13 protein-coding genes are annotated in these 19,100 nt (G+C 71.5%); all 13 read right to left on the reverse strand.

Annotation, left to right across the window (positions count from 1 at the left end):
• Nucleotides 1-52: 52 nt before the first annotated feature.
• Nucleotides 53-1,501: a GTPase ObgE gene (gene obgE, locus ACI2L3_RS02160; RefSeq protein WP_404750373.1), complete on the reverse strand. Its 1,449-nt coding sequence runs from the start codon at nucleotides 1,499-1,501 to the stop codon at nucleotides 53-55.
• Nucleotides 1,502-1,623: 122 nt separating this feature from the next.
• Nucleotides 1,624-1,878, reverse strand: a complete 255-nt coding sequence (rpmA, locus tag ACI2L3_RS02165; RefSeq protein ID WP_362995775.1) for a 50S ribosomal protein L27 — start codon at nucleotides 1,876-1,878, stop codon at nucleotides 1,624-1,626.
• A 14-nt stretch (nucleotides 1,879-1,892) separates the two neighbouring features.
• The gene (gene rplU, locus ACI2L3_RS02170) at nucleotides 1,893-2,213 is read right to left on the reverse strand and encodes a 50S ribosomal protein L21 (RefSeq protein ID WP_055566950.1); all 321 of its coding nucleotides are present in this window, start codon (nucleotides 2,211-2,213) and stop codon (nucleotides 1,893-1,895) included.
• A 194-nt stretch (nucleotides 2,214-2,407) separates the two neighbouring features.
• A complete protein-coding gene (locus ACI2L3_RS02175) occupies nucleotides 2,408-3,760 on the reverse strand; it encodes a phospholipase D-like domain-containing protein (protein ID WP_404750374.1) in 1,353 nt (450 codons plus the stop codon).
• Between the two features lie 220 nt (nucleotides 3,761-3,980).
• The gene (locus ACI2L3_RS02180; RefSeq protein WP_404750375.1) at nucleotides 3,981-8,576 is read right to left on the reverse strand and encodes a ribonuclease E/G; all 4,596 of its coding nucleotides are present in this window, start codon (nucleotides 8,574-8,576) and stop codon (nucleotides 3,981-3,983) included.
• Nucleotides 8,577-8,808: 232 nt separating this feature from the next.
• Nucleotides 8,809-9,606 carry a TIGR03936 family radical SAM-associated protein gene (locus ACI2L3_RS02185; RefSeq protein WP_404750376.1) on the reverse strand — a complete coding sequence of 266 codons (798 nt, stop codon included), beginning with the start codon at nucleotides 9,604-9,606 and terminating at the stop codon, nucleotides 8,809-8,811.
• A 47-nt stretch (nucleotides 9,607-9,653) separates the two neighbouring features.
• Nucleotides 9,654-10,844 carry a hypothetical protein gene (locus tag ACI2L3_RS02190; protein ID WP_404750377.1) on the reverse strand — a complete coding sequence of 397 codons (1,191 nt, stop codon included), beginning with the start codon at nucleotides 10,842-10,844 and terminating at the stop codon, nucleotides 9,654-9,656.
• A gap of 6 nt (nucleotides 10,845-10,850) precedes the next feature.
• Nucleotides 10,851-11,396 (reverse strand): GNAT family N-acetyltransferase, encoded by a 546-nt coding sequence (locus tag ACI2L3_RS02195; protein ID WP_404750378.1) that lies wholly within the window; start codon nucleotides 11,394-11,396, stop codon nucleotides 10,851-10,853.
• Between the two features lie 6 nt (nucleotides 11,397-11,402).
• Nucleotides 11,403-13,328 carry a TIGR03960 family B12-binding radical SAM protein gene (locus tag ACI2L3_RS02200; RefSeq protein WP_404750379.1) on the reverse strand — a complete coding sequence of 642 codons (1,926 nt, stop codon included), beginning with the start codon at nucleotides 13,326-13,328 and terminating at the stop codon, nucleotides 11,403-11,405.
• Between the two features lie 50 nt (nucleotides 13,329-13,378).
• Nucleotides 13,379-14,986 carry a CHAD domain-containing protein gene (locus tag ACI2L3_RS02205; protein WP_404750380.1) on the reverse strand — a complete coding sequence of 536 codons (1,608 nt, stop codon included), beginning with the start codon at nucleotides 14,984-14,986 and terminating at the stop codon, nucleotides 13,379-13,381.
• A gap of 63 nt (nucleotides 14,987-15,049) precedes the next feature.
• Entirely contained in the window at nucleotides 15,050-16,243 is a 1,194-nt protein-coding gene (rodA, locus tag ACI2L3_RS02210; RefSeq protein ID WP_404750381.1) for a rod shape-determining protein RodA, read from the reverse strand.
• Entirely contained in the window at nucleotides 16,243-18,420 is a 2,178-nt protein-coding gene (mrdA, locus tag ACI2L3_RS02215; protein WP_404750382.1) for a penicillin-binding protein 2, read from the reverse strand. The genes rodA and mrdA overlap by 1 nt, the downstream gene beginning before the upstream one ends.
• The gene (gene mreD, locus ACI2L3_RS02220) at nucleotides 18,417-19,091 is read right to left on the reverse strand and encodes a rod shape-determining protein MreD (protein WP_404750383.1); all 675 of its coding nucleotides are present in this window, start codon (nucleotides 19,089-19,091) and stop codon (nucleotides 18,417-18,419) included. The genes mrdA and mreD overlap by 4 nt, the downstream gene beginning before the upstream one ends.
• Nucleotides 19,092-19,100: the final 9 nt, after the last annotated feature.

Below are 19,100 nucleotides of genomic sequence, written 5' to 3' on the forward strand. Positions count from 1 at the left end.
CTTTCCAGCTCCGGGGCCCTTCTCGTTGTCGTACGCGCCCTGCCCCCAAGTGCTAGAAGGGCTTGAAGTCGTCGTACTCCTTCTGCGCCTCGTCCCGCTCCGCGTCACGGTCCCTGCGGCGCTGGGCGGCCGGCCGGGGCGCTTCCAGACGGTGGTCCTCGCCACGGCGGCCGAGCATCTCCGCGCCCGCCATCATCGTCGGCTCCCAGTCGAAGACGACCGCGTTGTCCTCGGGGCCGATGGCGACGCCGTCGCCGTTGCGCGCGCCCGCCTTCATCAGGGCCTCCTCGACGCCGAGGCGGCTGAGGCGGTCCGCGAGATAGCCGACGGCCTCGTCGTTCTGGAAGTCGGTCTGGCGCACCCAGCGCTCCGGCTTCTCGCCGCGCACGCGGTACAGCGGCTCGCCGCCGACCTCCTCGCGGGTGACCGTGAAGCCGGTGTCGTCGACGGCCTTGGGACGGATGACGATGCGGGTCGCCTCCTCCTTCGGCTTCGCGGCACGCGCCTCACCGACCAGCTCGGCCAGGGCGAAGGAGAGCTCCTTGAGGCCCTTGTGGGCGACGGCCGACACCTCGAAGACGCGGTAGCCGCGCTCCTCCAGGTCGGGCCTGACCAGCTCGGCGAGGTCCTGTCCGTCCGGTACGTCGATCTTGTTCAGGACGACGATGCGCGGCCGGTTCTCCAGGCCCGCGCCGTACTCCCGCAGCTCGGCCTCGATGACGTCGAGGTCGGAGACGGGGTCGCGGTCGGACTCCAGGGTCGCCGTGTCCAGTACGTGGACGAGCACGCTGCACCGCTCGACGTGGCGCAGGAACTCCAGGCCGAGGCCGCGGCCCTGGCTGGCGCCGGGGATGAGGCCGGGCACGTCCGCGACGGTGTAGACGGTCGAGCCGGCCGTCACCACGCCGAGGTTGGGGACGAGCGTCGTGAACGGGTAGTCCGCGATCTTCGGCTTCGCGGCGCTCAGCACGGAGATCAGCGAGGACTTGCCCGCGCTCGGGTATCCCACGAGGGCGACGTCGGCGACGGTCTTGAGCTCCAGGACGACGTCCCGGGACTCGCCGGGCTCGCCGAGCAGCGCGAAGCCGGGGGCCTTGCGGCGGGCGGAGGCCAGCGCCGCGTTACCGAGGCCGCCGCGGCCGCCCTGGCCGGCGACGAAGGTGGTGCCCTGGCCGACCATGTCCGCCAGGACGTTGCCCTGCTTGTCGAGGACGACCGTGCCGTCCGGGACGGGCAGGACCAGGTCCTGGCCGTCCTTGCCGGAGCGGTGGTCGCCGGCGCCGGGCTGGCCGTTGGTGGCCTTGCGGTGCGGGCTGTGGTGGTAGTCGAGGAGCGTCGTGACGTCCTGGTCGACGACCAGGATCACGTCGCCGCCACGGCCGCCGTTGCCGCCGTCCGGGCCGCCGAGCGGCTTGAACTTCTCACGGTGGACGGAGGCACAGCCGTGGCCTCCGCTACCCGCGGCGGCGTACAGCTCGACGCGGTCCACGAAGGTGGTCATGGTGGGTGCCTCCAGAAACGTACGGAAATGTCTTACGTCTAACACGCGAAAGGCGGACCTGCTTCCCGAAACCGGGAAGAGAGGTCCGCCCTCGCGAAGAACGTGTTCTACGGGAGCCTGGGTCAGGCGACCGGAACGACGTTGACGACCTTGCGGCCGCGGTGGGTACCGAACTCCACCGCACCGGGGGCCAGCGCGAACAGGGTGTCGTCCTTACCGCGGCCGACGCTCGCGCCCGGGTGGAAGTGCGTGCCGCGCTGGCGGACCAGGATCTCACCGGCGTTGACGACCTGACCGCCGAAGCGCTTCACGCCGAGCCGCTGAGCATTGGAGTCGCGACCGTTCCGAGTGGACGATGCGCCCTTCTTGTGTGCCATCTTGTCTCAGTCCCTTACTTCGCAGCCGTGGGGATACCGGTGATCTTGATCGCCGTGTACTGCTGACGGTGACCCTGACGACGGCGGTAACCGGTCTTGTTCTTGTAGCGAAGGATGTCGATCTTCGCGCCCTTGTGGTGGTCCACGACCTCGGCCTGGACCTTGATGCCGGCGAGGACCCACGGGTCGCTCGTCACGGCGTCGCCGTCGACCACGAGCAGGGTCGAGAGCTCGACCGTGTCGCCAACCTTGGCAGTGGAAATCTTGTCAACCTCAACGATGTCGTCGACAGCAACCTTGTGCTGGCGACCACCGCTGCGCACGATGGCGTACACGCGGATCTCTCTCTCGCTCGGAACGGTGCCCCCGCAGTCCAGCCGCCCGCAGGCGGACGGCCTCTCCCGGCCCGGAACAGTGCCCACGAAACGGGAGGAAAAAGGTTTACAGGGGGTGGCGGTGCATAGGAACACGCCGACGGTCAAGGTTACGGGGCCGGTCCGGAAGGGTCAAACCGGCCCCGCATCCCCGCTCACGTGACCGGCTTCTCACCGTCCGGCGGCAGCGGCTTGACGCCCTTGCACAGGTCCGTCTTGTCGGCGCTGCCCGGCCAGGCCACCGCGCGCGTGCGGTCGAAGTGCGAGCGGTAGGTGTCGTGCACCGAGTCGTCGTCTATCTTGACGATCGCCTCGTCGTTCTCGCGCAGCGCGGGCGCCGTGTAGTTCTGCGAGCCCGTGAAGGACACCTTGTTCCGCCGGCCGTCGTACATGCCGTCGATCAGCAGGTACTTCGAGTGGATGATGTACGGCGTGGTGAGGCGGGAGCCGGGGTGCAGCGGGTCTCGGTCGTCGTTGTAGCAGCGCACGGAGGGGCCGCCCGACGTGTGCAGCTGCTCCCAGGTGCCGGGGGTGCCGCCCTGGCTCTTGGCGCTGTCCGTCTCCGCGTACAGGATGCTCACCGAGCAGCCGGCCTTCTTCAGCGAGACGAGCTTGTCGGCGATCTGCTTGCGCGTGATCTTGAATATGGCGGCGCGGACCTTCGTGTGCTGCGTCACACCCGCCGAGTCCTTGTACGTGCACTTCACGTTGTTCAGGACCGAGTACATGGTGTCGGTCTCGTTGACCGTGCCGTTGCGCGGGAAGAAGTACGCCTTGTAGCGGCCGCTGCTGACCGTGCGGTAGTCCCAGTCGGCCCAGCGTTTGCCGAGCATGTCGGTGAAGTAGTCCGCGTACGCGTCGTACATGGCCGGGTTGTTCGGCAGCAGCAGCGCGTCGTTGAAGAACTTCGTGTGCGCCGACGGCGTCGAGTTCGACGTGGTCTGCACGACCACGTCCCTGGCGCCCTCGACCTCCGAGAACAGCCAGAACTTGTTGTGCATGATCGACTTGCCGTACTGGGGGTTGCCCAGGCAGGACTTCCCGGTCGGGCAGAGGGCCACGAACGACGACTTGGTCTTGTCCGTGCCGAGCGCCGACTTCAGCGTGTTGTACGAGGTGTTCGTCGGGCGGTCGCTCCTGCTGGTCTCGTCGAGCAGGACCTGGACGCGCACGCCGCGCCTCTTGGCGGCCACGAGCGCGTCGACGACCGGGGCCTCCCAGACGTGGTAGACCGCGACCTTGATCGTCGAGCCGCGCACGGCGGAGTTCGTCAGCTCGATCAGCCGGGTCCTGATGGCGTGCTGCTGGTCGACGGAGCCCTTGGGATCGTTGAAGATCGGCCCCTCGGTCCAGGTGGGCAGCGGGTCCGCCGACGCGGTCCCCACGGAACCCGCGGCCTGGATCCCCGCCGCCGACAGGACCGTGGCCAGCGCCACCGCCTGGCGGCCGCCCTTGACCGGTTTCACCGCACGGTGCCGTCCCGTGCCTCGCAGGCGCCCGTGCGCCATGTGTCATCCCTCCCCTGACGAAGGCGCGCAGTCTCCCCAAAAGCGCGCACACGTCCCTGTTCGTTCATCAGACCGCATGAGTTTTACAGGTATCCCCCCGGAGCTCCAAGAACGGCCGTCCCACTTCACGCTTTCGGGCTGAGTGACGCCGTTTCCCTGACACAGCGGTGCCCCCCGCCCGGCGTTCTCGCCGTGCGGGGGGCACCGGGGTGCGAAGAGGTCAGTCCTCGCTGGTGGCGCTCGCGGAGACACCGGACGGCGTCTGCTCAGCCGCCGCGGCCTTCTTCGCCGTCGCCTTCGACGCCTTCTTGGCCGTCGTCTTCTTTGCGGCCGTCTTCTTGGCCGCGGTCTTCTTGGCGGCGGTCTTGGTGGCCGCCGTCTTCTTGGCGGGCGCCTTCTTGGCCGCCTTGCGCGCCGTCTTCTTGGCCGGAGCGGCTTCCTCGGCGGGGGCCGCCTCGGCCTCCGTCACAGGCTTCTCCGCAGGCGCCTCAGCGGGCTTCTCCGCCGCCGGGACGACCATGACGGCCGCCTCGGGGGACGTGGTCGGCGCGGTGGCCCTGCGCACCGCACGACGGCGCGGACGCGGCGGCGCGGCGTCGGCGACGGGCGCCTCCGCTGCGGGCTCCGCCACGGGCTCGGCGACCGGCTCGGCCTTGGGCGCCTCGGCCTTGGGGGCCTCGACGACGACCTCGGCGGGCTCGGCGCCCTCCGCGGTCTTCGGCGAACCGGCGGGCGACGTCGCCTTGCGGACCGCACGACGGCGCGTACGTCCCTTCGGCGCGGCGTCGTCCACGGCGGCCGCGGGAGCCTCGGCAGGGGCCTCCGTGGCCTCCGCGTGGGCCTCCTGCGCCGCCTCGACGGCCTCGGGGCTGCCCACGATCGGGTCCTCGACGGCCGGCGCCACCGTGCGCGCCGCCTCGGCCTGTGCGGCCCGCTCGGCCCGCTCAGCACGCTCGGCGGCCTTGGCCGCCCGCTTGCCGGACTTCTTGGCGGCCTTGGGAGCATCGGCCTGCACGGCGTCCGCCTGCGGGGCCTCCTCCTCCGGAGCGGCCTCCGCGCGGGGAGCGCCCGCCGGGGCCGAAGCACGCCGCGTGGCACGGCGCCGCGAACGGCCGCGCGAAGCGGCAGCCTCGGCCTCGGCCGCGCTGCTGTACAGCTCCTCGTCCGCGACGAACTCGGGCTCGGGCAGCGCCACCGGAACGGCCACCTCGGCCGCGACCTCGGCCTCGGTCTCCGCGCTCTCCGGAGCGTCGGCCTCGTGCTCGTGGGTGTGCTCGTGACCGTGGTCCTGCTGGTCCGCACCACCGCGGCCGCGCTTCTTGCGCTTGCCGCCGCCGCCCACGGAGGTCGGCTGCTCCATGTGCACGATGACGCCGCGGCCGTTGCAGTGCACACAGGTCTCGGAGAAGGACTCCAGGAGGCCCTGGCCGACGCGCTTGCGGGTCATCTGGACCAGGCCCAGCGAGGTGACCTCGGCGACCTGGTGCTTCGTGCGGTCCCGCCCGAGGCATTCGAGCAGGCGCCGCAGGACCAGGTCCCGGTTGGACTCCAGGACCATGTCGATGAAGTCGATGACGACGATGCCGCCCAGGTCGCGCAGCCGGAGCTGGCGCACGATCTCCTCGGCCGCTTCGAGGTTGTTCCTCGTCACGGTCTCTTCGAGGTTGCCGCCCTGGCCGGTGAACTTGCCGGTGTTGACGTCGACGACGATCATCGCCTCGGTCTTGTCGATCACCAGCGAGCCGCCGCTGGGCAGCCAGACCTTGCGGTCCAGGGCCTTCGCGAGCTGCTCGTCGATGCGGTACGTCGCGAAGACGTCGACCTCGGACGTCCACCGGGAGAGGCGGTCCGCCAGGTCGGGCGCCACGTGCGACACGTAGCCGTGGATGGTCTCCCACGCCTCGTCGCCGCTGACGATGACCTTGGAGAAGTCCTCGTTGAAGATGTCGCGGACGACGCGGACGGTCATGTCCGGCTCGCCGTACAGCAGGCTCGGCGAGCTCGTGGAGATCGCCTTCGCCTTCTTCTGGATCTCCTCCCACTGACCCTGGAGCCGCTCGACGTCGCGGCGCAGCTCGTCCTCGCTCGCGCCCTCGGCTGCGGTGCGCACGATGACGCCCGCGTCCTCGGGGACGATCTTCTTGAGGATGGTCTTCAGGCGCGCGCGCTCGGTGTCGGGCAGCTTGCGGCTGATGCCGGTCATCGAGCCCTCGGGCACGTAGACCAGGTAGCGGCCGGGCAGCGAGACCTGGCTGGTCAGGCGGGCACCCTTGTGGCCGATCGGGTCCTTCGTGACCTGCACGAGGACCGACTGGCCGGACTTCAGGGCGGACTCGATGCGGCGCGGCCCGTTGGCCATGCCGAGCGCCTCGAAGTTGACCTCACCGGCGTACAGGACCGCGTTGCGGCCCTTGCCGATGTCGATGAACGCGGCCTCCATGGACGGCAGTACGTTCTGGACCTTGCCCAGGTAGACGTTGCCGACGTACGAGGTGGCCTGCTCCTTGTTGACGTAGTGCTCGACGAGCACGTTGTCCTCGAGGACGCCGATCTGGGTGCGCTCGCCGTTCTGGCGGACGACCATGACGCGCTCGACGGCCTCGCGGCGCGCCAGGAACTCGGCCTCGGTGATGATCGGCACGCGGCGGCGGCCCTGCTCGCGGCCTTCGCGGCGGCGCTGCTTCTTGGCCTCCAGGCGCGTCGAGCCCTTGATGGACTGGACCTCGTCGGCGCCGGTGCCCAGCTCGCGCTCGGTGTCCTTCGCGCGCCGCTCACGCGGCTCGCGGACCTTCACGACGGTGCGCTCGGGGTCACCGTCGGCCGGCTCGCCCTCGGCGGAGTCCCCGGCGCGACGACGGCGCCGGCGACGGCGACGGCTGCTGCTGGAGCCCGAACCGTTGGACTCCGACTCCTCGGCGTCCTCCGCCTCCTGCTCCGCGCTGTCCTCGGCGTCCTGCTCCGCCTGCTCGGCGGCGGCGGTGTCGTCGACGTCGTGGGAGTCGTCGGGGTCCTGGGCGTGGCGCGCGGACTCGTGCTGCTCGATGTCCTGGTCGGCGGAGTCACCGCGGCGACGGCGGCGGCCACCGCGACGGCGCCGGCGGCCCTGGCGCTCGCCGGACTCCTCCGTGTCGTCGTCGGAGTCGGCCTGGTCGACCTGCTCGGCGGCGTCCTCGGGCTCGTCGGCGGGCTGCTCGGCGGCGGGCTCGCGCTCCTCGACGGCGGGCTGCTCGTCGGCGGCCCGACGGCGGCGGCGCCGGCGCGGCGTCGGCTCCTCCTCCGCCACGGGGGCGGGCTCGGCGGTCTCCTCCGCGGCCTCGGCGGCGGCCGCCGCGGCGGCGCGCTCCGGGGTCTGGAACATCGGCTCGGCGAACACCGGCGCCTGGAAGACGGCGACGGCCGGGCGGGGCTTGCGCCCGCCGTCCTCGCCGGACTCCTCGGCACGCTGGGCCCTGCGGGCCTTGTGACCGGACGGCGCGGAGAATCCGGTGGCCGCGGTCTTACGGGTGGCGCGGCGGCGGCGCCCACGGGGCGCGTCGTCGTCGGCGGTGTCGGCGGCTTCCTCGACCGGAGCCGGAGCCTTCTCGGCGGCGGCCGGCTGCTCGGCGAGCTTGGCGGCCACCTCCTTCTCGGCTGCCTGCGGTGCTCCGGCGGGCGCGGAAGCGGTGCGGGTGGCGCGGCGGCGCGTACGGCCCTTCGGGGCGTCCTCCTCTGCGACCGGCTCGGCCTGCGCGGGAGCCTCCTCGGCAACAGCAGCCGTCTCCTCGACGGCCTGCGGCGCGGAAGCGGTGCGCGTGGCACGGCGACGCGTACGCCCCTTCGGAGCGTCCTCCTCGGCGACCGGCTCGGCCTCCGCGGGAGCCTCCTCGACGGGCTGCGGCGCGGAAGCAGTGCGGGTGGCACGGCGACGCGTACGGCCCTTCGGAGCATCCTCCTCAGCGACCGCGACTGGCTCAGCCTGCGCGGGAGCCTCCTCCACAGCAGCAGCCGTCTCCTCGACGGCCTGCGGCGCGGAAGCGGTGCGCGTGGCACGGCGACGCGTACGCCCCTTCGGAGCGTCCTCCTCGGCGACCGGCTCGGCCTCCGCGGGAGCCTCCTCGACGGGCTGCGGCGCGGAAGCAGTGCGGGTGGCACGGCGACGCGTACGGCCCTTCGGAGCATCCTCCTCAGCGACCGCGACCGGCTCAGCCTGCGCGGGAGCCTCCTCCACAGCAGCAGCCGCCTCCTCGACGGCCTGCGGCGCGGAAGCAGTGCGCGTGGCACGGCGACGCGTACGCCCCTTCGGAGCGTCCTCCTCGGCGACCGGCTCGGCCTGCGCGGGGGCCTCCTCGACGGCGGCAGCCGCCTCCTGGGCGGCCTGCGGCGCACCGGCGGGCGCGGAGGCGCGGCGGGTCGCACGGCGGCGCGGGCGCGCGGCCGGGGCGGGCTCCTCGGCGGTCTCCTGCTCCGCCGCGGCGGGCGCGGGGGCCTCGGCGACGGGCTCCGTCACCTCGGCGGCCTGCGGCGCACCGGCCGGTGCGGAGGCGCGGCGGGTGGCGCGACGGCGGGGGCGCGCGGCCGGCGCCGTCTCGGGCTCCGGCTCGGCGACCGGCGCCGGGGCCTCGGCGGCCTCGGTCGTCTCTTCGGTCTCCTCGTCCTCGACGGCCGTGGGGTCCTCCTCGGCGGCGGGGGCGGCCGCTATGGCCGGGGCCGCGGCCTCGGGGGCGCCGGTCGGCGGACCCGCCGGACGCGATGCGGCACGGCGCCTGCGGCGCGGCGGCAGAGTGTCGCTGGGGGTGTTGTTCTGCGAACCCTCGTTGGGGTCGTTCGGCTCAAGCATGCGGGCGGTTCTCCCGTCACGCTCCCGGGCGCCGCGCCTGGTCCGGTGATGTCCGCGGCTCGCGCTGTGCGCGGGGCCGCCATCCGGGGGCGTGGGCGCCGCACGGGAGCTCTATGTCTTGTCTCGCCGGTTCCGTACGCCCATGTGCGGACGGCCTGGCGAAAGTCTCGGTCAGTGCGCTGCCCGACCCAGGTGGCTCCCGAGTACGAGGGCTGCGCGTTGACGTACGTCCCTAACGGGGGCCTTCCGGCACCGGCGCCTTCGCGGCGGCAGGTACGGCGGCCGTGGGTGGGGCGGCCGTGTCTGCCTCGCGGTCGGGCGCGAGCGGGTCGGTCACCGTGCCGGTCTCTTCATCGAAAAGCCCCTGCGCCAGCCTGGTCACCGCTGCGGGGACCGGCGGCGCCAGGTCGGCCACAGCTCGGAGACCGGACAGGACGTCGTCAGGTCGTACGGCAGGTGTCACGTGCCGAACAACCAGCCGCAGTATCGCACAGGGCTTGTCGGTCGGCCTATCAGCGTGCTCGGCGACTGCTTCGCCGTCGGCGAGCGACAGGCTCACGACGGCTTCGCGCGCGTCGAAGGTCCGCATGCCGTTCTTCGTACGGCGCTGGACCTCGACCTTCTCCGCCGCCGCGAAGAGTGCGGCGGCGCGCTCCGCCTCCGCGGGCTCCACGCCGACGAGGCGCAGCTCCCAGACGGAGGCCGTGAGGCGGTCGGCGAGTCCCGAGGTGCGGGACTCGACGGCGTCGATGATGTCGAGCCCGGCGGGCATCGACTCGTCGAGGAGCTCACGGAGCTTGTCGGGGTCGCGCGGCGCGGTGAGCGCGATCTCCAGGTACTCGGCCTCACTGCCCGTGCCGGTGGGTGCGGCATTGGCGTACGACACCTTCGGGTGCGGGGTGAACCCCGCCGAGTACGCCATGGGTACCTCGGCGCGGCGCAGCGCACGCTCGAAAGCGCGCTGGAAATCGCGGTGGCTGGTGAACCGGAGGCGGCCGCGCTTGGTGTAGCGCAGTCGGATGCGCTGCACCGCGGGTGCGGGCGGCGGGCCTACGGGCTGTCGCTTGCCCAGTGTCGTCAGTCCTTCATGAGTGCCGTCGTACTGCTACCTAGAGTACGTGTCTCAGGCGTCTCGGGTTCCCGCCGGGCCACCGGTACGGGTACCGGCTCCCTCGGCGCCCCGAAGAGCATGCGCCGTACATCGGCCCGTGCCTGGCGCACGCTGTCCCGCGCGGACGTGAGGGCCTGCCGGGTCGCGCGGCCGACGCTGCGGGCGGCCCGGGCGGCGGGCCGCCACACCGCGTCGCGGACGGCGTGTCCGACGGGGGTGAGGATCGAGCGGTACGCCCAGCGCACCGGCTCGACGAAGATCCACCGCAGGAGCTTGCCGAGGAAGCGGCCGACGGCGAGGGAGATGTGCCCTGCGATGCGCCAGGCGTGTCCGAACGCGTCGCCGATCTCGCGCGCGACGACGGCGATCGCCCGGCCGACCGGGGCGAGGACCCAGCGCCACAGGGCGACGGCGGGCACGACGAAGATCCAGCGGAGCAGCGTGGCGATGCCGTGCCCGACCGGTGTGAGCACGTACCGGTACAGCCACACAGCCGGTACCACGATCAGCGTCCGCGCCAGCCAGGCGACCGCGACGCCCACCGGCACGACCACGTACCGCCACAGACCCACCCACGGCCACACGAAGACCGCCTTGAAGAGCCACACCAGGACGGCGCCGATGCCGCGTCCGGCAGCGGCGACCCCGGCGCCGAGACCGCGCGCCAGCCAGGTGAGCGCGTGCCCGATCGGGGTCAGCACGCGCGCGTAGAGCCAGTCGGCGGGGACGACGACCAGGACCCGGCCGAGCCAGGCGATGCCGTGCCCGATCGGCGTCAGCACGCGCGCGTACAGCCACACCGCGGGCACCACGAGCAGGACGTGCCCCAGCCAGCCGAGCCCCTTACCGACCGGCACGACCACGTACCGCCACAGACCCACCCACGGCCACACGAAGACGGCCTTGAACACCCACGTCAGCAGGGTGCCGATGGCGCGGCCGACGGGCCGCAGGGCGTTGCGGTACACGAAGTTGCCGCAGACGGCGAGCGCGTCCCAGAGCAGGCGCACGGGGACGACGAGCACGAGCACGACGATCCGCACCGGGATGCGGATCGCGACGGCGAGGCAGCCCTCGGCCTGCGGGGGCTGCCGGTCGGCCTGCCCCGGCAAGGGCTGCGGGGCAGCCTCGTGGGGAGGTCGTTTTTCCAGGTCCATGTCGTCCTAGACGCGTGAGAGCCCGGTTCGGATCCAGTACCGCAGCTTCCCGCCCCGTTCGTCCTCGAACGTGCCGCCCGCCGCCTCGATGACCTTGCGCGAGCCGGTGTTGTCGGTGTCGCAGGTCACCAGGACGGATTCCAGGCCGAGTTCAGCGGCGTACGGGAGGCAGCCGAACAGCATCGCCGTGGCGTGGCCGCGGCGGCGGGCGGTGGGGCGGACGTCGTAGCCGATGTGGCCGCCGTACTCGCGGAGGAAGCGGGTGGCGATGGTGTGCCGGATGGCGAGCCGGCCGAGATAGTCGGCGCCGTCGACGTACCAGAGGGTGGTGACGGGGACCGAGTACGGGTCGGCGGGGTGGACCGCGGCGCTCACCTCGGTCACGTACCGCTCGAAGACCGCGGGGTCGTGCCACTTGTCGCCGTAGTCGCGCAGGGCGCGGCCGAGCGTCGTGTCGTCGTCGGGCCCGCCCTGCCCCTCGGCCCGGAACTCCTCCATCGCGGCGATGAAGGACTGGTGCACCAGGCCGGTGGGCGGGGCGAGTCGCGGCACGTACGGCTACTTCACGACCGTGAGCGGCAGGAGCTTCTTGCCGGTGGGGCCGATCTGGATGTGCGTGTCCATCTGCGGGCAGACGCCGCAGTCGAAGCACGGGGTCCAGCGGCAGTCCTCGACCTCGGTCTCGTCGAGCGAGTCCTGCCAGTCCTCCCAGAGCCAGTCCTTGTCGAGACCGGAGTCCAGGTGGTCCCAGGGCAGGACCTCTTCGTACGTACGCTCACGCGTGGTGTACCAGTCGACGTCGACGCCCATCTCGGGCAGCGTCTTCTCGGCGCACCGCATCCAGCGCTCGTACGAGAAGTGCTCGCGCCAGCCGTCGAAGCGGCCGCCCTCTTCGTAGACGGCGCGGATGACGGCGCCGATGCGGCGGTCACCGCGCGAGAGGAGGCCCTCGACGATGCCGGGCTTGCCGTCGTGGTAGCGGAAGCCGATCGAGCGGCCGTACTTCTTGTCGCCGCGGATCTTGTCGCGGAGCTTCTCCAGGCGGGCGTCGGTCTCCTCGGAGGAGAGCTGCGGGGCCCACTGGAAGGGGGTGTGCGGCTTGGGCACGAAGCCGCCGATCGACACCGTGCAGCGGATGTCGTTCGAGCCGGAGACCTCGCGGCCCTTCTGGATGACCTTCGTCGCCATGTCGGCGATCTGCAGGACGTCGTCGTCGGTCTCGGTGGGCAGGCCGCACATGAAGTACAGCTTCACCTGGCGCCAGCCGTTGCCGTACGCGGTGGAGACGGTGCGGATGAGGTCTTCCTCGGACACCATCTTGTTGATGACCTTGCGCATGCGCTCGGAGCCGCCCTCGGGGGCGAAGGTCAGGCCCGACCTGCGGCCGTTCCTGGTCAGCTCGTTGGCGAGGTCCACGTTGAAGGCGTCGACGCGGGTCGAGGGGAGGGACAGGCCGATCTTGTCCTCCTCGTACCGGTCGGCGAGGCCCTTGGCGACGTCGGCGATCTCGCTGTGGTCGGCGGAGGAGAGCGACAGGAGGCCGACCTCTTCGAAGCCGGTCGCCTTGAGACCCTTTTCGACCATGTCGCCGATGCCGGTGATGCTTCGCTCCCGCACGGGGCGCGTGATCATGCCGGCCTGGCAGAAACGGCAGCCGCGGGTGCAGCCGCGGAAGATCTCCACGGACATGCGCTCGTGGACGGTCTCGGCGAGCGGGACGAGGGGCTGCTTGGGGTAGGGCCACTCGTCGAGGTCCATGACGGTGTGCTTGGACACGCGCCACGGCACGCCGCTGCGGTTGGGGACGACGCGGCCGATGCGGCCGTCCGGGAGGTACTCGACGTCGTAGAACGCCGGGATGTAGACCGAGCCGGTTTTGGCGAGGCGGAAGAGGACCTCTTCGCGGCCGCCGGGGCGGCCCTCGGCCTTCCAGGCGCGGATGATCTCGGTCATGTCGAGGACGGCCTGCTCGCCGTCGCCGATGATCGCGGCGTCGATGAAGTCGGCGATCGGCTCGGGGTTGAAGGCGGCGTGGCCGCCGGCGAGCACGATCGGGTGGTCGACGGTGCGGTCCTTGGACTCCAGCGGGATGCCCGCGAGGTCCAGGGCCGTGAGCATGTTCGTGTACCCGAGCTCGGTGGAGAAGCTCAGACCGAAGACGTCGAAGGCGCCCACGGGGCGGTGCGAGTCGACGGTGAACTGGGGCACCTGGTGCTCGCGCATCAGGGCCTCCAGGTCGGGCCAGACGCTGTAGGTGCGCTCGGCGAGCACGCCCTCGCGTTCGTTCAGGACCTCGTAGAGGATCATGACGCCCTGGTTGGGCAGGCCCACCTCGTACGCGTCCGGGTACATGAGCGCCCAGCGGACGTCGCAGGATTCCCACGGCTTGACGGTGCTGTTCAGCTCACCGCCGACGTACTGGATGGGCTTCTGCACATGCGGGAGCAGAGCTTCGAGCTGTGGGAAGACCGACTCGGCAGACATCGCGAACCTTCATGAGCGGGCAGGGGTGACCATCAAGCGTACCCCGGCGTTCAGCCGCCCAGCGCCGCCCGCGTTTTCTCCCGGGACGCCTCGGCCCACACCTCCGGCAGCTCGCGCTCGCGGTCGGCGCCCGCCGCCTCCTCCTGCCCGTACAGCAGGCCCCAGGTGAACGCGGACTCCCCCGCCAGATGCGCCTGGATCGCGAGGGCGCGCAGGGCCTCGCGGGCGACGACGCTGTCCTGGTGGTCGCCGAGCACGCTCTGCACGGCCTTCATCTGCTTGGCGAACCGCTTGGCGGGCTTGCCGAGCGCGGGGACCGCGGCCTCGCCCGTGTACCTGGCGCGCTTGGCGGCCTTGCGGGCGTCGTGCAGGGCGAGATCGCGCTGCTTGCCCGGGGGCAGTTGCAGGGCGTGCTCGACGCGGGCGGCGAGCCGGGCGTAGTCCTTGAGGGCGGCCTTGGGGAGCGCCTTCTCGGGCGGTGCGGAGGCGGCGGGGCGCAGCGGGGGCGCGGCGAGCAGGGCGTCGAGGGTGTCCAGGAGCGTGAGGTAGCGCTTGCTGTCGAGGACGACGACCGTCCGGCGCCGGGAACCGGCGCGGCGGGCGACGCTCCAGATGCGGAGCCGGCCCCGGACGGGGCCGAGGAGGAGGGTCCTGGGCAGTGCGTCGATGCGGGTGGTGAGCCGTTCGGTGAGGACTTCCTGGTCGCGGTCGACGCCGAGCTCGCCCGCGAGCCACTTGAGCTCGTCGCCGACGGGGTCGGTGACGGTCCGGTCGAGGAGCTTCCGGTACGACTTGAGGGCGCTGCGCATCCGGCGGGTGGCAACCCGCATCTGGTGCACGGAGTCGGGCAGGTCGCGGCGGACGGCGGGGTCGAGGGAGACGATCGCGTCGCGCTGGGCGCGGAGGTAGGCGACGATGTGGTCGCCCGCGGTTCCCGGGCCTTCGCCGACGGCTTCGCGGACCGTCTCGGCGACGGCCTCGCTCTTGCCGGCCTTCTTGCCGCTGCGGGTCGCCGGCTCGGTCCTGGCCGCCTCGGTCCCGCTCTTCGGCGCGGTCTCGGCGAGTGCTCTGGCCAGCTTCGACGGCGCCGACGAGCGACGCGCGCCGGCCTTCTTCAGCTTCTTCTCGACCTTGTCGAGGAGCGCGGGGTCACCGCCGTCCGCCAGCTCCACCTCGGCCTCGGCCCATTCGGCGGTGCAGGTGCCGGTGCCGCCGTCGAGCCGTTCGGCCCGCACCCCGTCGATGCTGACCTCGGCGAGCAGGGCGCCTTCGGCGTCGAGGAGGTGGCGCAGGTTCCTGGCCGAGCGCAGCCGGACGACCGGGACCAGTTCGGCCTCGCGCACCCGGGAGCGCACGAGGCCGGAGAGGGCGCGCGGCACCCCGTCCGAGAGCGGCGCGTGGATCTCGTCGCGTACGCCCTCGGCGAGGGACACCGGCAGTTTCAGGTGCCAGCCCGCGTCGTCGCCGCCGGTGCGCCGCCGCAGCGTGATCGAGCCCGCGGCGAGGCGCTGGTCGGGGGTGTCCCAGTAGACGGCGTCCAGCTCGACGACGCCTCTGTCGACGACGTCCTCGACCCCGGCGACGCCGGACAGGTCGGGCAGCACCGCGCCCGCCCCGACGTCGTACTTCCGCTCGATCTCGCGCTTCGTCTCCGCCATGAACTGAATCTAGACGCGAAACGCGAGGCCAAACATGCCTGCGACGGGACTTCCGGCACGGACCTAGGCGGACATCGGCCGCTGCACCTTGATCGACTGGAGTAGTCCGACGGCCACCCAGACCGCGAACATCGACGAGCCTCCGTAACTGACGAAGGGCAGCGGAAGGCCCGCGACCGGCATGATGCCGAGGGTCATCCCGATGTTCTCGAAGGCCTGGAAGGCGAACCAGGCGATGATGCCGGCGGCGACGATCGTGCCGTACAGCTCGGTCGTCTCGCGGGCGATGCGGCAGGCGCGCCACAGGACGACGCCGAGCAGGACGAGGATCGCGCCCGCGCCGACGAAGCCGAGCTCCTCGCCCGCGACGGTGAAGACGAAGTCCGTCTGCTGTTCGGGGACGAACTGTCCGGTGGTCTGGGAGCCCTTGGTCAGTCCGGTGCCGGTGAGGCCGCCGGAGCCGATGGCGATGCGCGCCTGGTTGGTGTTGTAGCCGACGCCCGCCGGGTCGAGGGCGGGGTTGGCGAAGGCGGCGAACCGGGCGATCTGGTAGTCGTCGAGGACGCCGAGCTGCCATATGGCGACGCCACCGGCGACGCCCGTGCCGAGCAGCCCGAACACCCAGCGGTTGGAGGCGCCGGAGGCGAGCAGGACGCCGAGCACGATCATCACCATGACCATGACCGAGCCCAGGTCGGGCATCAGCATGACGATGGCGATCGGCACGGCCGCGAGGCCGAGGGCCTGCACCACCGTGCGGTGGTCGGGGTGCTCCCGGTCGCCCGCGTCGACACGGGCGGCGAGCAGCATCGCCATGCCGAGGATGATCGTGATCTTCACGAACTCGGAGGGCTGGAGCGAGAAGCCCCCGATCACGAGCCACGCGTGGGCGCCGTTGATGGTGGCGCCGAGCGGCGTGAGGACGAGCAGCACCAGGAAGACCGAGATGCCGTAGAGGATCGGCACGGCCGTGCGCAGGGTGCGGTGGCCGAGCCAGACCGTGCCGGCCATCAGGGCGAGCCCGATGCCGATGTTCATGACGTGCTTGAGCAGGAAGGCATACGGGTCGTCGCCGACGAGTTCCGTGCGGTTGCGGGTCGCCGAGTAGACGAGCGCGGACCCGATCACGGACAGCGCGAGGGCGCAGAGCAGTATCACCCAGTCGAGCCTGCGCACCATCGAGTCGCGGGCGAGCAGCCGCGACATGCCGGAGCGCTCGGGTCCGTATCCGGAGACGGAGAAGCCGCTGCCGGTCATCAGTCCCGCCTCCAGTCCGCCACCGGGGCACCGGCCAGCTCCTGCTGCTCGGCGGGCGGCTTGGGCGCCTCGGGCTTGTACGGCTTGATCTTCGGGGCGTCGATGGAGCCGTCGGTCTCGATCTTCGGCAGGCTCTTCTGCGGCTGGGGCAGGAGCGCCTTCTTGAGGTTCTGCTTGCCGTCGTCGTCCAGGCCGTAGATCGCGTCGTAGATCTTGCGGACGGCGGGTCCGGATGCGCCGGAGCCCGTGCCGCCCTGGGAGATCGTCATGATGATCGTGTAGTCCTTGGTGTACGTCGCGAACCACGAGGTGGTCTGCTTGCCGTAGACCTCGGCGGTACCCGTCTTGGCGTGCATGGGGATCTTGTCCTGCGGCCAGCCCTGGAACCGCCAGGCGGCCGTACCGCGCGTCGCGACGTCCGCGAGGGCACCGTCTATGTCCTTGCGGAGCTCGGCGTCCATCGGCAGCTTGCCGTGCGACTTCGGCTTGATCTCCTCGATCCGCTTGCCGTCGGCGCTGATGATCGCCTTGCCGACGGTGGGGTCGTACATGGTGCCGCCGTTGGCGATGGCGCTGTAGATCGTCGCCATCTGTATCGGCGTGACGAGGGTGTCGCCCTGTCCGATGGAGTAGTTGACGGAGTCACCGGCGCGCATCTTCATGCCTTCGAGGCAGTTCTCGTACGCGATGCGTTCGGCGTAGTCGCCGCTCTTCTTGCCCTGCTTGCACCAGGCGTCCTTGTTGGCCTTCCAGTAGTCCTTCTTCCACTGGCGGTCGGGGACGCGTCCGGTGACCTCGTTGGGCAGGTCGATGCCGGTCTCCTTGCCGAGGCCGAACTGGTGGGCGGTCTTGTAGAACCAGTCCTTGGCGTCCTTCTTCGGCTTGTTCCCGCCGTCCTTGGCCCACTGGTCGTGCGACAGCTTGTAGAAGACGGTGTCGCAGGAGACCTCGAGGGCCTGGCCGAGGGTGATGGAGCCGTGGCCCTTGGACTCGAAGTTCTTGAAGGTCTGGCCGCCGATCGAGTACGAACTGGGGCACGGGTAGCGGCCGTTGAAGTCGTAGCCCGCGTTGACCGCCGCGGCCGTCGGGATCACCTTGAAGATGGAGCCGGGGGCCGCCTGGCCCTGGATGGCGCGGTTGAGCAGCGGGTAGTTGGACTTCTTGCCGGTGAGCTTGGTGTAGTCCTTGCCGGAGATGCCGCCGACCCAGGCGTTCGGGTCGTACGTCGGGTTGGAGGCCATGGAGACGACGCGTCCCGTCTTGTTCTCCATGACGACGACGGCGCCCGCGTCGGCCTTGTAGTTCTCGCCGGTGTTCTTGTCGAACTCCTGGCGGGCCTTCTTCATCGCGTCGTTCAGCCAGTACTCGGAGACGGCCTGCACGCGCGCGTCGATGCTGGTGACGACGTTGGCGCCGGGCTCGGCCCGGTCGGACTTGGCCTTGCCGATGACGCGGCCGAGGTTGTCGACCTCGTAGCGGGTCACGCCGGCCTTGCCGCGCAGCTGCTTGTCGTACGTCCGCTCCAGGCCGGAGCGGCCCACCTGGTCGGAGCGGAGGAACGGCGAGTCGGTGTTCTCGGCCTTCTTGATCTCTTCGTCGGTGACGGGCGAGAGGTAGCCGAGGACCTGGGCGGTGTTGGACTTGCCGGGTGCGGCGTAGCGGCGCACGGCGGTGGGTTCGGCGGTGATGCCGGGGAAGTCCTCGGAGCGCTCGCGGATCTGCAGGGCCTGCTTGGGCGTCGCCTCGTCGGTGATCGGGATGGGCTGGTACGGCGAGCCGTTCCAGCAGGGCTGCGGCGTCTTGGCGTCGCAGAGGCGGACCTTGTCGGCGACGTCCTTGGGCCGCATGTCCAGCACGTCGGCGAGCTTGGCGAGGACCGCCTTGCCGTCGTCCTTCATCTTCATCAGGTCGGTGCGGGACGCGGAGACGACGAGGCGGGTCTCGTTGTCGGCGATCGGCACACCGCGGGCGTCCAGGATCGAGCCGCGCACGGCGGGCTGGACGACCTGCTGGACGTGGTTGCCGGAGGCCTCCTCGGCGTACTCGTCGCCGTTGCGGACCTGGAGGTACCAGAGGCGGCCGCCGAGGGTCAGCAGGAGCGAGACGACGAGGATCTGGATGATGACGAGACGGATCTGCACGCGGGGCGTGCGCCCCGTCTCGGGAATGTTGGTCACAGGCGCTTGACCCCCTTGATGCGTCCGGCGCGGGCGACGCGGGCCTTGGCCGCCTTCGCGCGCAGGCCGCCGCCGCGCTGGTTGCCGATGCTCAGGCCGGTGCCGGACGCGAGCCAGCCGGAGGAGACGTCGGCCGCCTTGTTGGCGGGTCCGTTCTCCCCCAGCGGGTCGTTGTCGGCGCGCCGGGCGAGCGCGATGATCAGCGGCACCGTGAAGGGCGCGAGCAGCAGGTCGTAGAGCGCGGCGGTGAACAGCAGCCCGACCAGGCCCACATGGCGTGCGGCGGTGTCCCCGACGAGGGAGCCGACGCCCGCGTACAGCAGCGTCGATCCGATGGCGGCGGTGACGACCACGACGAGCGGTCCGGTGGCGGAGCGGAGTCTGCCGCCGTCGGGCTTGGCGAGGCCCGCGAGGTAGCCGATGACGCAGAGCACCAGGGCGTACCGCCCGGCGGCGTGGTCGGCGGGCGGGGCCAGGTCGGCGAGGAGGCCCGCGCCGAAGCCGACGAGGGCGCCGCCGACGTGGCCGTAGACGAGGGCGAGGCCGAGGACGGTGAGGAGCACCAGGTCGGGCACGGCGCCCGGCAGCTGGAGCCGGGCCAGGACGCTGACCTGGATCACCAGGGCGACGACGACCAGCGTGGCGGAGAGCAGGATTCGGTTGAAGCGCATGGGTCCGGT

The organism is Streptomyces sp. NPDC029674 (genome assembly GCF_044903205.1).
In the GTDB taxonomy this organism is placed as follows: domain Bacteria; phylum Actinomycetota; class Actinomycetes; order Streptomycetales; family Streptomycetaceae; genus Streptomyces.

What these genes read in the sequence shown, in the direction of transcription:
- ACI2L3_RS02205 (WP_404750380.1), bottom strand. Translation starts at nt 14,986, where the DNA reads ATGGCGGAGACGAAGCGCGAGATCGAGCGGAAGTACGACGTCGGGGCG.
- ACI2L3_RS02200 (WP_404750379.1), bottom strand. Translation starts at nt 13,328, where the DNA reads ATGTCTGCCGAGTCGGTCTTCCCACAGCTCGAAGCTCTGCTCCCGCAT.
- ACI2L3_RS02175 (WP_404750374.1), bottom strand. Translation starts at nt 3,760, where the DNA reads ATGGCGCACGGGCGCCTGCGAGGCACGGGACGGCACCGTGCGGTGAAA.
- mreD (WP_404750383.1), bottom strand. Translation starts at nt 19,091, where the DNA reads ATGCGCTTCAACCGAATCCTGCTCTCCGCCACGCTGGTCGTCGTCGCC.
- rpmA (WP_362995775.1), bottom strand. Translation starts at nt 1,878, where the DNA reads ATGGCACACAAGAAGGGCGCATCGTCCACTCGGAACGGTCGCGACTCC.
- obgE (WP_404750373.1), bottom strand. Translation starts at nt 1,501, where the DNA reads ATGACCACCTTCGTGGACCGCGTCGAGCTGTACGCCGCCGCGGGTAGC.
- ACI2L3_RS02180 (WP_404750375.1), bottom strand. Translation starts at nt 8,576, where the DNA reads ATGCTTGAGCCGAACGACCCCAACGAGGGTTCGCAGAACAACACCCCC.
- ACI2L3_RS02190 (WP_404750377.1), bottom strand. Translation starts at nt 10,844, where the DNA reads ATGGACCTGGAAAAACGACCTCCCCACGAGGCTGCCCCGCAGCCCTTG.
- rodA (WP_404750381.1), bottom strand. Translation starts at nt 16,243, where the DNA reads ATGACCGGCAGCGGCTTCTCCGTCTCCGGATACGGACCCGAGCGCTCC.